We start from the raw sequence: 13,432 nt of genomic DNA, 5'->3' as shown, positions 1-13,432 counted from the left end.
ATTATTGCGTAGAATGGCAAGTAAAATAGCCTAATAAAATAGGCTCTAAATGTATCGTACAGCTTCGGGCCGCTATTCTCATGAATCAGATCAAACGTAAACAGTTTATTTTGGAAAAGCTGGATAGCCTTGGTGAGGTTTCTGTTATTGGTCTTTCCGAGGAATTGGGGGTGACATCTGAAACGATCCGCAGAGATCTTTCCTATTTGGAAAAGAGTGGTGAGGTCACCAAAGTCCACGGCGGTGCGATAAAAGTTCAGAATATACAAGAGGGCAGTTTTGCTCAACGAATGGATTTAAACCGCCAGGAAAAAATGCAGATTGGTCAATATGCGGCTTCACTGGTAACTGAAAATGATAGTTTATTTATTGACTCTTGTACCACAACACTTATTTTTGCTTCATTCTTGCCGTTAGTGAAATTTACTGTTTTCACCAATTCATCTTTAATTGCCGATCAAATAAAAAGTAAAAATAATATGGCAATTGTGCATGTGTTGGGTGGCGAATATAATCATATTTATAAAGCTAACTTAGGTATTCAAACAATTGAACAAATGAGTGATATTCACACCGATTTTAGTTTTGTGGGCGTTGGCGGTATAGACAGTGATTTTGGCGTGATGGTAAAGAATCTCGACGAAGGGCGTATTGCCAAGAAAATGCTGGCAATGGGTAGGCAGAAAGTGATTTTATGTGATACCAGTAAATTCGGTCAAAGTGGGTTAATGAAAATAAGTGACATCAACGATATTGATATTATAGTCACCGATAAAAAGAAGAATCCTCATAAGCAAGCAATTGAATCGCTTTATTCAGATAAAATCATCTACGCCAATTAATTTGATTTAACGCTCCCAGATATTCGCTGGGGGTGTTGTACTATTTTGCTATTTTTCTCGTCTTATCGGGAAGCATAAATTGCATCGCGTAGGTCATCGACGAATTGCCCGGACATTCCCTCATATAAAGTATTAGTCAGTGCGACCACACTTAGCTCCTGCACCGGGTCGACAAACCATGAATGCCCATAAACCCCGCCCCAACTCCATGTGCCGATAGATTCCGGTGAAGCTGCTTCAAGCGGGTTTCTCAGTACGGAAAATCCTAAACCAAAGCCTATGCCAGGCGCATCTGGAAGGGGGATACCGCCCGTTTGATCTCGCCCCATTTCATCAACTAATGCGGTAGGAAGTAGTGGTGCGCCACCTTGTCGCAATGTTTCTAATAAATGTAACAGGTCACTGGCGCTACCCACCATACCCGCACCACCCGAAGGGTACGATTGAGCATTGAGTGCGCGGGCGGGAGAAAATCTCACGCCAATTTCCTCGGGTGAAAAAGCAACGCATTCACCTTCTTGTAGCAGTCGCGGTGCAGGGAGATCATTAACATAGGGCGTGGCTAAACGGTCAATATCGCGGGTAAAAAAATCGGTATCATTCATCTGTAATGGTCCGGTCACTAATGCGCGAATGGCCTGATTCAAAGGCTGCCCGCAGACTTGCTCGATAACCGCGCCAATAACATCAATCGCCAGAGAATAACGCCAGGATGTTCCCGGTGCGAAGTGCAGTGGTACCGTCGCTAATCGACGCAAATTCTCATGCAAAGTTATTTCTGACTTATCCATACCATCGGATACACCGGCGCGGGCATAGGGGCCATTGTCATCGATTTCAGAAAAGCGATAGCCTAAACCGGCCGTATGGCTGAGTAACTGACGCACCGTAATATGAGCTAGTTCTCCCTGTGCGAGCCGTGGCTGAAAATCCGGCAGCCAACGACGAATATCGCCATCAAGCTCAAGTTTGCCTTGTGCAACCAATATCATTGCCGCAGTGGAAACAATGGGTTTACTGATAGATGCCAGGCGGAATAGCGTGTCAATCGTCATCGGGCGCGCAGTCTCGCGATCAGCTAATCCCGCCGCGCGGCAGAAATGTATCTCACCATTAAGTGCGATAATGACGACCGTACCCACCAGACGTTGCTCCGTGAGCGCCTGATCAATGGCAGCATTAACTCTTATCGGCAGATGCTCTGGGCATATTGATACAGGCGAACTTGCGGACATAGTCGCTCCTTAATCTGGGTGAATAATAAAATCACTATAACCCGCAGCCTAACAGGTGATTGGCATCCAATAAATGGTTAAAGAATTATTCTTAAGTTGAATTATTAAGCATTCTCCGCATATTGCCGATAATAATAAGGAGATAAGTTCCTCCATTGGAAAAAGGTATCGGGGAAGTATGGATAATTTTCAAAAAGAGATAGAGGAGAGAACCAATCTCACCTCCTCCAACAGATTTGAGCTGTTGCTGTTCCGTTTGGGGGAATCCCAAGAGGAGCAACAATCGGAGTTATACGGCATTAATGTGTTTAAATTACGTGAAATAGTCCCGATGCCAACCTTAACCAAAGCGGCAGGTATGGCTTCACCGATGATGGGCATGGCGAATATTCGTGGAGAAATCATTCCCGTGATTGACCTTCCGGCAATTGTCGGCTGTGTACCCAAAACCGGATTAAACATTCTGCTAGTGACCGAATATGCCCGTAGCACTCAGGCATTTGCGGTGGAATCTGTTGACGATATTGTCCGTTTGGAATGGAGCCAGGTACTGGCGGCTGATGCGGGTGTCAAGAGCCGTAATATCACCAGTATTGCGCGTCTCGACAACGATAAAGCCAGTAATCGCCTGGCGCTGGTCTTGGATGTTGAGCAGATTTTATATGACATTATTCCAGCTAACCGCAATGTTCAAATTGATAGCAAGAAGACCAAAGCCTTTGATTTGAAACCGGGTGCGGTCGCTATTGTGGCAGAAGACTCAAAAGTCGCTCGCTCTATGCTGGAACAAGCCCTGAAAATGATGGATATTCCTGCCGCTATGCATATCACCGGTTTGGAAGCATGGAATAAAATCAAGAAAATAGCTGATGAAGCAAGAGCAGAAGGCCGTCCGGTTTCGGATAAAATTTCATTTGTATTAACCGATTTAGAAATGCCCGAGATGGATGGCTTTACTCTAACACTGAATATTAAGCGGGATGAATTCCTGAAGAATATTCCGGTGATTATTCATTCCTCATTATCGGGTAGCGCGAACGAAGACCATGTGCGTAAAGTAGGAGCTGACGCCTATGTGGCAAAATTCGAAGCTAACGAATTGGAAGCCGCTATTCACAGTGCGTTGGACTCTAAGAAAGCCTTGAATCCGTAACATAGAACATTATCTTCTGGTAGTCGCCCTTTCCTGCTAACTGAGTAGGAAGGGGCTGATGATAATATGTGAGCGTTAAATTATGACTCTTCCCTCAATAAGGCTTTTTTAGCTGCATCAAGAAATTCATCCGACAGCTTATTTCCTGCTGTCGCGCGTGCCAGTGCTAGTGCACCGGACATCATCGCAAACTGCGCCAGTGCGTGCTGTCTGCGCTGTTCGGGATCTTCTATATTAGAGACAGACTCTAATCTCGCCAGCATGGATTTCACCCCACTAAGATAGACCTCACATACTGGATTATCATCATTCTCACGTGCCACATCACTGGCTAATGCTGTAATCGCACAGCCATTTTCGGCATGGTCACGGTGGGTCGGTGAGAGATAAAACTCCACCAGCGTGCGCAGGTTATTCTGGTCTGGTTCGCTGCTGATTTCTTGCCAGCGGGTGCTGGAGTCATCGAGTGCTTTGCGGCTGGCAATCGCCGCGAGTTCATCTTTAGAAGCAAAGTGCCCGTAGAATCCGCCATGTGTCAAACCGACCGCAGCCATTAAATCGTTGACACTGACACCATTCAAACCCCGAGCACGGAAGAGTTGCGAAGACGTCTCGACGATTGCCTCGCGATGGAGTGCCATTTGTTGCTTTGATACCCGGGCCATACATTTCTCCTAATTGAACAGGTAGCATCATAAAGTATGCCATGTCAGCGCATCAATAGATGTCGCCTCTCATCAATGCATGATTTATTCCTGCAAGTGAATCCTCGTTGACACTTAGATGATACTGATCATAATATCAATAATAGATGACGATCGTCATTTATAAATTATCTATAAGAGAGCAAAATTCATGAATACGATCCCCGCGGTTCTTATTACAGGTGCGTCATCCGGTATTGGTGCCACTTATGCTGAACGCTTCGCACGTCGCGGACATGAGCTGGTCTTGGTTGCTCGTGATGGTCCCCGATTAGAAACATTGGCAGCCCAACTTCGTCAGAACTATGGCATCACTGTTGACGTCTTACCGGCTGATCTGACGCAGCCCGATGAGCTTGCTGCCGTAGAAACACGGTTACGCGATGATAAGCGTATTGGGATCCTCGTCAACAATGCAGGTATGAACATTAGCGGTAGTTTTATTGAACAGGCCATAGATGATATTGAGCGGATTACTACCCTTAACACTACGGCACTCGCGCGGCTTGCGAGTGCCATTGCGCCACGGCTGGCGGCAGCAGGTGAGGGGGCAATCATTAATATTGGTTCGGTCGTCGGCTTGGCACCCGAATTTGGCTCAACGGTTTATGGTGCAACCAAAGCATTTGTACTGTTTCTTTCTCAAGGCCTCAGTCTTGAACTTGCGCCTCAAGGTGTTTATGTTCAGGCAGTATTGCCTGCCGCCACACGGACCGAGATTTGGCAGCGTTCGGGTACCGATATCAGCACTATTTCGGCACTGATGGAGGTAGGGGAATTGGTGGATGCCGCATTAGTGGGCTTTGATCGCCGTGAGCCGGTAACCATTCCACCGCTGCATGATATCGCGCAGTGGGAGGATTATCAGGCCGCACGGCAAGGAATGCTGCCGGGTTTTGCTCAGGAGCTTGCTGCGGAGCGTTATCGGATTATCTCTGAGTGATACAACCGAAAATTAGACGAGTATTTATATCCGGTTAAAGGGGAATTTAATGTAAGAGTGCGGGTTCGTCAGCTTGTTAGTACTCGGAACCCGTACTCGAATTTATAATCCTGCAGCGTAGCTGTGCAGTGCCGGATCGACATCTACCTGATATCCTTTTACCAGCCGGTTGGTTTCATTTGCCATGCCGATAATTGCCAGCAGCTCATTGCGCTGGCCTACTGTCAGCCCAGCCTTGCGTGCGGCTGCCAAGTGTGACACTGTACAGTAATCACAGCCATTGGTGATCGAAACCGCCACGTAAATCAGCTCTTTGGTTAACGCGTCTAACTCTCCGTCGGGGGACATTATCGCTTTCAGGCTCGACCAGGTGCGTTCCAGTGCCGCAGGATCATTAGCCAGTGCCAGCCAAAAATTGTTAATCGTCTCGACCTGCCGTGTCTGTTTAATGTCATCAAAGATCGCTTTAACGCGCGGCTCTGCTTGCGCTTCATCAATATAATTTACTAAGGCCATATTGGCTCTCCCGTTATTTAGCCGCTTAATGCACAGCGGCATACATGATTTTTGTTTCATCGGCTTGGTCGACAGCAAACTCTTCAACGATTCGGCCTTGCCGTGACACCAAAACACGATCAGACAGCGCCAGAATCTCGGGCAGATAAGAAGAGATAACGACCACCGCCAGGCCGTCATCCGCCAACTGGTTAATCAACTGGTGAATTTCGTTGATCGCGCCAACATCTACACCGCGTGTAGGTTCATCAAAAATGATTAAGCGCGGCTGCTGTACCAGACTTTTGCCGATCACCACTTTTTGCTGATTACCTCCCGACAGCGCCACCACCGGCTCCAGTGGGTTGAGGGCGCGAATGTTAAGTCGCTGTTGCCACTGTTCTGCCAGCGCCGATTGCGCCCGTCGGCTAACCAGCGGTGAATGGTGTAGGTTGGAGGCCAGCAATCCGGCATAGAGATTCTCAGCAACGGTTGCTGTTTCAAAAAATCCGTCTGATTTACGGTCTTCGGTCACATAGACGATGCCATCTTTCATCGCCTGACGCGGTACACGATAGCGTACTGGTTGTCCATTCAGCTCAATTATGCCGCCGCGTGAGAAGTCTCGTTTATCGATGCCCGCAATAATACGTGCCGTTTCGGTACGTCCCGAACCCACCAGACCAAAAATGCCGGTGATTTGGCCGCAATAAAGAGAAAACGCGTTATTACGCACCACATTGCCTCGTGAGAGGTCCTGGACACTGAGGATTTTCTGCCCCGCAGGGCGCGGTGTGCGCGTCGTTGCCACTGGGACATTCTCTGCCGTTCTTCCGATCATATGGGCAATAATACTTTCTCGGCTAAAGGCATGAACGTCGTCGGTGATAACATGCTTACCGTCGCGCAGAATAGTGATGCGATCCGCCAGTTGCAGTGCCTCTTCAATAGCGTGACTGATAAATACCAGTGTGATGCCTTGTTTCTGTAAGCGGCGAATAAGGGCGAAAAAGTGTCGTTTCTCCTCTGGCGTTAATGTGGCTGTCGGCTCATCGAAAATGATCACTTTGGCTTGCAGGCGTACTGCGCGGGCAATCTCCACCATTTGCCGTTTTGCCGCGCCCAAAGTGGCCACTTGCGCGGTAGGGTCAACAGGGAAATTAAGGGTTTGCAAGAATTGCTGCGCAGCAATATAGACCCTGCGTAGGGGGTTAAAGGTTTTCTCATCACCCAGCCAGATGTTTTGTGCCACGGTCATTGACGGGATTAGACTCGTCTCTTGAAAGACCATGGCAATCCCCTGTTTACGCGACTCGGCAGGAGAGGTGAAACTGACGGTGCGACCTTCCCAGCGGAGTTCCCCCTGTTCCGGTGTAACCACCCCCGCCATGATTTTACTGAGTGTTGATTTCCCCGCGCCGTTCTCACCGAGCAGTGCGTGGACTTCACCGGCGCGTAGGCTAAAACTTACATCATTCAGCGCTTGCGCACCGTGATAATGCTTACTGATGTTATCTAATGTCAGTAGCTCATGCATGGTGTGTCTCCTGGCGCAAATTAATCAGCACATCGCCGCCGCGTGATGCTACCCACAGTGCATCGCCGGTATCGAGTACGCTGTTTACACCGTGTCGTTGTCCATCGGCACGGCTGTGATAACTGGCAATCGGCTGCCCTTGTTTATCCAGTCGTATCACCAGTCCCCACGAGCGGCTAGGTGACCAGGGTTTGTGTACTCCCATAGTTTTGACCGCTCCGCACTGAAGCGGCTCAAGAAAACTGTGGCCGGATGCATAAGCGGGCGCAATCCATAATTCTGGTGGTACTTCAGCCAGCATCGCCAGCCGATAGGCTTTCTCTTGTAAAACAAACTCGACCAGTCGGTTGCGTGGGGCAAAGCAACTCAGCCAATAGCCGTTGCCGTCGCGGCTGGCGGCAATGCGTGAGGGATAAGCAGGCAACTGGTCCAGCACTACGCGGACGCGAGGGCGGGTAAGTGTTAGTTCTATCACCCGGTGACGCCAACTTTCCGTCACCAGCAGGGTATTGGCCTGAGGGCCATGGGTAATACCTTGCGGATAGCCCAACCCGTCAGCCAGACAGCGCGCTTGTTGGTTGCTGAGATCCCACAGCCACACTGCGCCTTCCCGATGTTTTAGCAGCAGATCGCGCGACCACTCGGTGCTAGGCAGTCGCCCTGAGCCGATGCTCAGCACCAGTTGTTGTCTATCCAGAAACAACATGGCGGTGATACAGCGTACGGCATCATGCGGGCATATTAATGGTTGTGGCGTTCCGTCCAGCCACAGCCATAATGAATCATCTGCTAATGCCAATGCCAGCCCGCCACCAGGGCGTGCGGCGATACTGACAATCGGTTGCGAAAATTGCCACCGCAGAGTTGGCGCATGGTGCGGTTCCTTAGATAACTGCAATAACTGGTTGCCGCTGGAGAACAGTACCTGTTCACCGTCGGCGGTTAAATTATCGGGCTGTGACGTTGCCAGCCAGATGGCCGCATCATCTAGCGCGCTGTTTGGTTGCAGTGGCCCATCCAGTGGAGGAATAGTCAGTGCTTTACCGCGAAAAAGATCAAGCAATGAAAAACGACTCATACGACGCTCCCCCAATAAGATTGATAGCCCGTCCAGTTAGGATCGGCGTTGGGCAAACGGTAGCGGCCAATACGGTTATTCAAGATGCCACCAACGTAGAGGTATCCTTTGTGTTCGCGCATTGACGTGACCATCGGATGACTCATGCCGCCCAAGTTACCCAGCACATCATGAATCCCGCCTTGCTCACTGAATTTCACTACGCCGCCGGTATTGATGTTGGGGAACAGCCATTCATCTTGTACCAGCCGTCGGGTCATGCGCCGCCGCATCCCTGGATGACGTAATGCGAGATCGAAAGTGGGGGTACGCATGCCGAGCCATGCCATCCAGTAACGGCCGTCCGATGCGCGATTGATGTTATCGGGATAGCCTGGCATATCGCGAATAACACACTCCAGTTGCCCTTTTTTCGGCCCGTCGAACCAGTAGCGGTGGACGCGGCATGCCCAGGATTCTGCCAAAAATAGCGACAACCCATCGTGGGCGATACAGACGCCGTTGGTGTAGCGCAGGCCAGTGAGCAGTGTTTCAGTTTCACCGCTATCGGGGGAATAACAGAGCAGACGGCCGGTTGGGCGGCTTTCGATGCTATCCAGCGCCCATTCGTGCGCGTCATAACGCGTGGTGGAATCGGTAAAGAACACCCGGCCATCCGGCGCGATATCACAATCGTTGGGGTCACGCAGCCGCGCATCATCTACCACAGACAGCCACGAACGGCGGGTTTGAGTGGAAAGTTGCGTTACTGCGCGATCGCTTGCCACAGAATACAGCCCCATTGCGCCGACACAGATTTTTAGCGATTGGTCTTTATCCAGCGCCAAACCTAAGGGAAAACCACCGATATGGGTGAAAACCTCAGAGCGCTGATAATCGGGCGCGAAGAAACGGATGATCTCGCCGTGACGCGTGCCGCAGTAAAGATTGTCATTATTATCGAGAATCACATCTTCCGGTCCCTCCAGCTCGCCCAGGCCAATAAATTCAGTGTCAGCCAGTTTATCGTTCAGTGACCAGGCCGATTGCGCTGCCGGTTCTGCTGACAGCGTTTTGCCCATGCGGGTATAAATCGGTGCTACATAAACATTCGCTAGCACTTTGTGGCGGTTCTTCAGCCAGCGAATATCAAGAAAGACGGCGGCAATCAGCACCACACCCAACACCATTTGGGTACTGCCGCTGGGCAGCCCGAGGCGGATTAATCCATTGGTTAGCAGCAAAACAATGATAGCCCCGAGGATACCTTTCATGATTGAGCCACGTCCGCCACCGAGGCTATTACCGCCGACAACACCCGCGGTGAGCGCCATGATCTCCAGCCCTAATCCGGTGCCTGGGCCTACGCCGCCCATCCGTGTGGCGAGTAAAAAACCCGCCAGCCCGCAGCACAAACCGGAGAGTACATAGGTGATAAACACGGTGCGGCGCACGGCAATACCGGTGTTCCATGCCGAGCGGCGCGAGCCACCCACTGCTTGAATGTGCCAACCGAGGCGCATGCGGCTGAGCAGCAGATGCAGACCGGTGGCCACCAACACCGCCAGCACAAAACTGATCGGCAGTGGCCCGATACCCTCTTCACCGATAAAATTCCATTGTGGGTTATCCACTGGCGACTGTTGAATTTGCGAGGCGTATTTCACCACCAAGATATCGAATAATGTGCGCAGGAGAATAAAACTGACCAGTGTGGTCAGAAAGGCCCGTAGCCGCAAATAACCAATCAGCAGGCCATTAAAGGCACCAGCCAGAGCACCAACTGCCAATGTCAGTAGCAACGATTGCCCCAGCGGTAACCCCAGCAGAGCGTTGGCCGAAACGGCGGTAAAGGCGCTAAGGGCAAAGATAGCGCCGACGCTGAGATCGATACCGCCGCCGAGCATCACGATGCTCATCCCCATCACCACCAGAGCAAATTCACCCCACTGCCGCGAGGTGTCACTCAGGCTAGAAACAGTGAAAAACCCAGGTAAAAAATGGCCGAGAACCGGTAGCAGAATTAGCAAAAATAACAGCGGAATTACATTGTCTATCCAGCGCTTGGTCAGAAGTTCGCCGATGAGATAACTGGGAATGATATTGTAGCGGAGTCGTGCCGCCCGTTCGCGCATAGACATGATGAGTGACCCGATAAACGAAGTGATCAGCCGCGTACGGCTGATCGGGAGTGATTAGGCCGCTGCGTTGGCTTTGAGAGACCAGCAGGTGCCAGGTTTCACGTCAGCGCGTGTAGTGATGGATTCCGGTGTGTAAATCCAGGTTTTAGCGCTGCCTGCCTGTATCCCACTTTGCAGCAGATATTTCACTAGCGTGCTGATATCGCGCGATTGATTAGGTACATCGGTGGAGACCAGTGCATCAATCACGCCATTGCTGAGACGGTCACAGTCGGCCTGCTCACCGCCACCGGTTGTGGCGAGAAAGATTTTGCCGGTTTTACCCGCATCGCGGATGGCCGCACCAGTACCTTGTGCGGTGGTGGACCAGAAATCAACAATGCCGCACACATCAGGATGCTGTTGGATCAACGTACTGGTGACGTTACGTGCCGTGGTTTCATCCCAGTTGGAGTAGGGCGCAGCAACCACTTCAAAGCCCGGATGTTTTTTCAGTTCTTCCTGCAAGCCCGCCCACTGATCAAGGCTGGAGGCGTTAACCTGATCGCCCTGAATGACACCGATTTTTTGGGTTGAATTGGCACCACAACCGCTAACGACGGCCTGCGCTTCTAGCTGGCCCACGGTGGCCCAGTGACTGCCGACAAAAGCATCTGAAGAGAAGTTACTCGGGTTATCCACTTGAATGACATAAATCCCTGCTTGCTGCGCCCGCTTATAAAGGCGCGAATAGGATTGCAGGTCGGGTGATTGCACGATAACCGCAGCGACCTTGCGGTTGATTGCGTCGGTCAGTGCTTCTGCGCCATCGTCTGGCTTCCAGTTGGGATCTCTTGTTTCAAAGTGGATACCTTCTGCTTTTAGCGAATTGCCGATGTAGTGCGCCCAACCTTGCGACAAGTCCATACCCATCGCCATTGGGATCAGTACCACCGTCTTATCTTTGAAATGCTCGGCTACGCTGGCGGGGCCGGGATCGTCGCGACCAAATGCACTGCCACCCCATACACTGAGTGCTAAACCCAGCACGAACACTTTCTGCCATTTTTTCATGTTCTCTACCCTGTGGTGAATAAATAATGACTCAGATATCGCCCTGTTGATCGGTTTGCTCATCACGAGGGTTAATGACCCCGTCGATAATCAGGGCAATTAAAAGAAAACTGGCTTTGATCAAGTTTTGATAGAGGTCTGAAATATCGAGAATGGTTAAACCATTTATTAACAGCCCAATAAGGAGCGTGCCGTAAATAACATTACGCATGCCACCTTTGCCACCCGATAAACCAATTCCACCTACGACCACCACTAATATCACGTCATACAGTAATGTAGAGTGAATAATACGGGTGTTAATGGAGTGCAAACTTGCAACAATCACCAGGCCGGCAATAAATGCCACCAGCGCAGAAACGGTATATTGCAAGGTAATAAGTGGGCGAACTGGAATACCGATATTACGCGCCGCCTGTAAATTATCGCCCATTAAATAGAGATAACGGCCATACTTAAAAAATCGGAGCAATAAGGCCATCAGCGCGGCTAGCACGAAAAATAATACTATCTCCAATGGGACAGGGCCGAGTGCAGCCTCGCCCAGTCCGGCAATGGTATGCTGAGATTTTGGCAAATAGATAACATCCTGGCTTATCAATTGTGACCGACCGATGCCGTAGATCAAAATGCCAGTAGCCAAAGTGGCGAACAGAGCCGGAATCTCTGCGTAGGCAATGAGCAGGCCGTTCACCATGCCAATAGCAGTGACTGCCAGCAGAGTTAATGGCAGTGCCACGGCAAGTGACACCTGCTGATTAAGCATATTCAATAACCAGGCAGTAGAGATCGCCATGACTGATATTAATGAGAGATCGATGCCGCGACCAATAACAATCATTCCCATTGCCACGGCGAGAATGCCGAGAAGTGTGACACTTCGAACTAAATTAATCAGATTATCCGTGGATAAAAAACGGGGTAAGAAGAAGGCGAAAACGATAAAAATCGCTATCGATAAAATAAGTACGATAATTCCCTGCCGGTCGTGCCGGTAAATTTCACTGATATTCATTGTTAACTCTTTTTATAATCTCAATAGGCAATGAGATAATGTTTTTGTTTTTATATTAGAGCTAACAATTAAAGTCAAAGCAGTAAATCGTCTAGCGATAGAACAAAAAAAGAAAAAGAAAAAACATATGACCTATGACAGTTATTTAAATTTTTTCAGCAGGTGCCTTGAATAAAGGTGTCCACAGGATGAGGGTGATTAATATGAATTTATATTTCACGCTATCAACAGGGGATCCTGCTGACAAAAATCTACCAAGTGCTCAATTAGCGCCCGAACTCTGGCAGGAACATAGCGTTGTTGCGACCATACGGCGTAAATTTCGCGAGAGGGGCCTTGCCATTCGGGTAATACCTGAATGAGTTCGCCGCAACGTAGTGAGTTATGACACAAACTGATTGGGCAGAATAAGATACCTAATCCTGCCTGTACGGCTTGTAGCGCCAGATAAACGCCGTTAACACAAAATTTTCCCTGTGGTTGCCAGCGTACGGTTTCCCCGCTCTGGCGGTGTTGCAGTGCCCAGGTCGATAATGGCGCGCTGATCACTAAATCATGTAATCGCAGTTCATCCAAGGATTCAGGCATGTCGTGCTTCGCGAGATAATCAGGCGAGGCGACCAACACTATTTCCTTGCTTTGTCCCAGTTTTCGCATATTGAGTAATGAATCTGGCTGAGCACCCACGCGGATCGCCACATCAGCACCGCTACCAATCAAATCTTGTGTGTAATTGTTCAGTTCCAGCTCAAGCTGGACTTGTGGGTATCGCGTCAAAAACGACATCCAGGCGGGTGCCAGATTGTCATTGGCTAAATCTGCCGGTGCCAGCACTCGAATCCGACCGCTGACCTGATGAAGTGTAATATCGAGTTTCGCTGTTGCTTGCTGTAAAGAGTGCACCAGCGGGCGACACTGTTCGTAGTATTGCCAACCTTCACTGGTCGGGGTCATACGCCGTGCGCTGCGGTGTAGCAAGCGGCAACCCAGATGTTGTTCCAGCTTCTGCAAGCGGCGCGTCAGGGTCGACGGTGGAATAGCGGCTTTTTCCGCCGCCGCCCGCAAACTTCCCATTTCAACAATACTCACAAAAAGCGCTAATTCATCCAGCATGATTTCATATTCGGAATTTAAGATTTAATTTATCAATCTAGTTTCATTAATCCGCCTTGTCTAGAATTTCTTAATCGTTGCTTTGACGCTCTTTTCTACAGCTAGAGTGACCAGAAAACGGATCGCAATTTACCGTGCGTCCAG

12 protein-coding genes are annotated in these 13,432 nt (G+C 49.8%); 3 read left to right on the top strand and 9 right to left on the bottom strand.

Features of this window, described 5'->3' with window-relative positions; all coding sequences use genetic code 11:
* Positions 1–80 precede the first annotated feature (80 nt).
* A complete protein-coding gene (locus ACF3VQ_RS13050) occupies positions 81–842 on the top strand; it encodes a DeoR/GlpR family DNA-binding transcription regulator (RefSeq protein ID WP_392431394.1) in 762 nt (253 codons plus the stop codon).
* Between the two features lie 62 nt (positions 843–904).
* Here ACF3VQ_RS13050 and ACF3VQ_RS13045 read toward each other — a convergent pair whose 3' ends face one another.
* Complete coding sequence (locus ACF3VQ_RS13045) at positions 905–2,077, bottom strand: serine hydrolase domain-containing protein (RefSeq protein ID WP_392431392.1); 1,173 nt, start codon at positions 2,075–2,077, stop codon at positions 905–907.
* A gap of 178 nt (positions 2,078–2,255) precedes the next feature.
* Between ACF3VQ_RS13045 and ACF3VQ_RS13040 the strand changes: the two genes are divergently transcribed.
* Positions 2,256–3,230, top strand: coding sequence for a chemotaxis protein (locus tag ACF3VQ_RS13040; protein WP_392431390.1), 975 nt, complete (start codon positions 2,256–2,258; stop codon positions 3,228–3,230).
* A gap of 80 nt (positions 3,231–3,310) precedes the next feature.
* Here the strand turns inward: ACF3VQ_RS13040 and ACF3VQ_RS13035 are convergent, their stop codons facing one another.
* The gene (locus tag ACF3VQ_RS13035) at positions 3,311–3,895 is read right to left on the bottom strand and encodes a TetR/AcrR family transcriptional regulator (protein ID WP_392431388.1); all 585 of its coding nucleotides are present in this window, start codon (positions 3,893–3,895) and stop codon (positions 3,311–3,313) included.
* Positions 3,896–4,085: 190 nt separating this feature from the next.
* Between ACF3VQ_RS13035 and ACF3VQ_RS13030 the strand changes: the two genes are divergently transcribed.
* A complete protein-coding gene (locus tag ACF3VQ_RS13030) occupies positions 4,086–4,877 on the top strand; it encodes an SDR family NAD(P)-dependent oxidoreductase (RefSeq protein ID WP_392431386.1) in 792 nt (263 codons plus the stop codon).
* A gap of 102 nt (positions 4,878–4,979) precedes the next feature.
* Here ACF3VQ_RS13030 and ACF3VQ_RS13025 read toward each other — a convergent pair whose 3' ends face one another.
* The 7 genes from ACF3VQ_RS13025 to ACF3VQ_RS12995 all read right to left on the bottom strand — a co-directional run bounded on the left by ACF3VQ_RS13025 (position 4,980) and on the right by ACF3VQ_RS12995 (position 13,288).
* A complete protein-coding gene (locus tag ACF3VQ_RS13025) occupies positions 4,980–5,393 on the bottom strand; it encodes a carboxymuconolactone decarboxylase family protein (RefSeq protein ID WP_392431384.1) in 414 nt (137 codons plus the stop codon).
* Between the two features lie 25 nt (positions 5,394–5,418).
* On the bottom strand, positions 5,419–6,909 hold the full coding sequence (locus ACF3VQ_RS13020; RefSeq protein WP_392431382.1) for a sugar ABC transporter ATP-binding protein: 1,491 nt from the start codon (positions 6,907–6,909) through the stop codon (positions 5,419–5,421).
* Positions 6,902–7,987 (bottom strand): hypothetical protein, encoded by a 1,086-nt coding sequence (locus tag ACF3VQ_RS13015; RefSeq protein ID WP_392431380.1) that lies wholly within the window; start codon positions 7,985–7,987, stop codon positions 6,902–6,904. Before ACF3VQ_RS13015 ends, ACF3VQ_RS13020 begins: the two co-directional genes overlap by 8 nt.
* Positions 7,984–10,107 (bottom strand): ABC transporter permease, encoded by a 2,124-nt coding sequence (locus tag ACF3VQ_RS13010; protein WP_392431378.1) that lies wholly within the window; start codon positions 10,105–10,107, stop codon positions 7,984–7,986. The genes ACF3VQ_RS13015 and ACF3VQ_RS13010 overlap by 4 nt, the downstream gene beginning before the upstream one ends.
* Positions 10,108–10,161: 54 nt before the next feature.
* Positions 10,162–11,160, bottom strand: a complete 999-nt coding sequence (locus ACF3VQ_RS13005) for a sugar ABC transporter substrate-binding protein (RefSeq protein WP_392431376.1) — start codon at positions 11,158–11,160, stop codon at positions 10,162–10,164.
* A 31-nt stretch (positions 11,161–11,191) separates the two neighbouring features.
* Complete coding sequence (locus ACF3VQ_RS13000; protein WP_392431374.1) at positions 11,192–12,175, bottom strand: ABC transporter permease; 984 nt, start codon at positions 12,173–12,175, stop codon at positions 11,192–11,194.
* 216 nt (positions 12,176–12,391) lie between these two features.
* The gene (locus ACF3VQ_RS12995; protein WP_392431372.1) at positions 12,392–13,288 is read right to left on the bottom strand and encodes a LysR family transcriptional regulator; all 897 of its coding nucleotides are present in this window, start codon (positions 13,286–13,288) and stop codon (positions 12,392–12,394) included.
* Between the last annotated feature and the right edge of the window lie 144 nt (positions 13,289–13,432).

Origin of the sequence: Yersinia fenwicki, from assembly GCF_043099325.1 — a bacterium.
In the GTDB taxonomy this organism is placed as follows: domain Bacteria; phylum Pseudomonadota; class Gammaproteobacteria; order Enterobacterales; family Enterobacteriaceae; genus Yersinia.
This window is presented reverse-complemented; position numbering and strand designations above follow the sequence as displayed.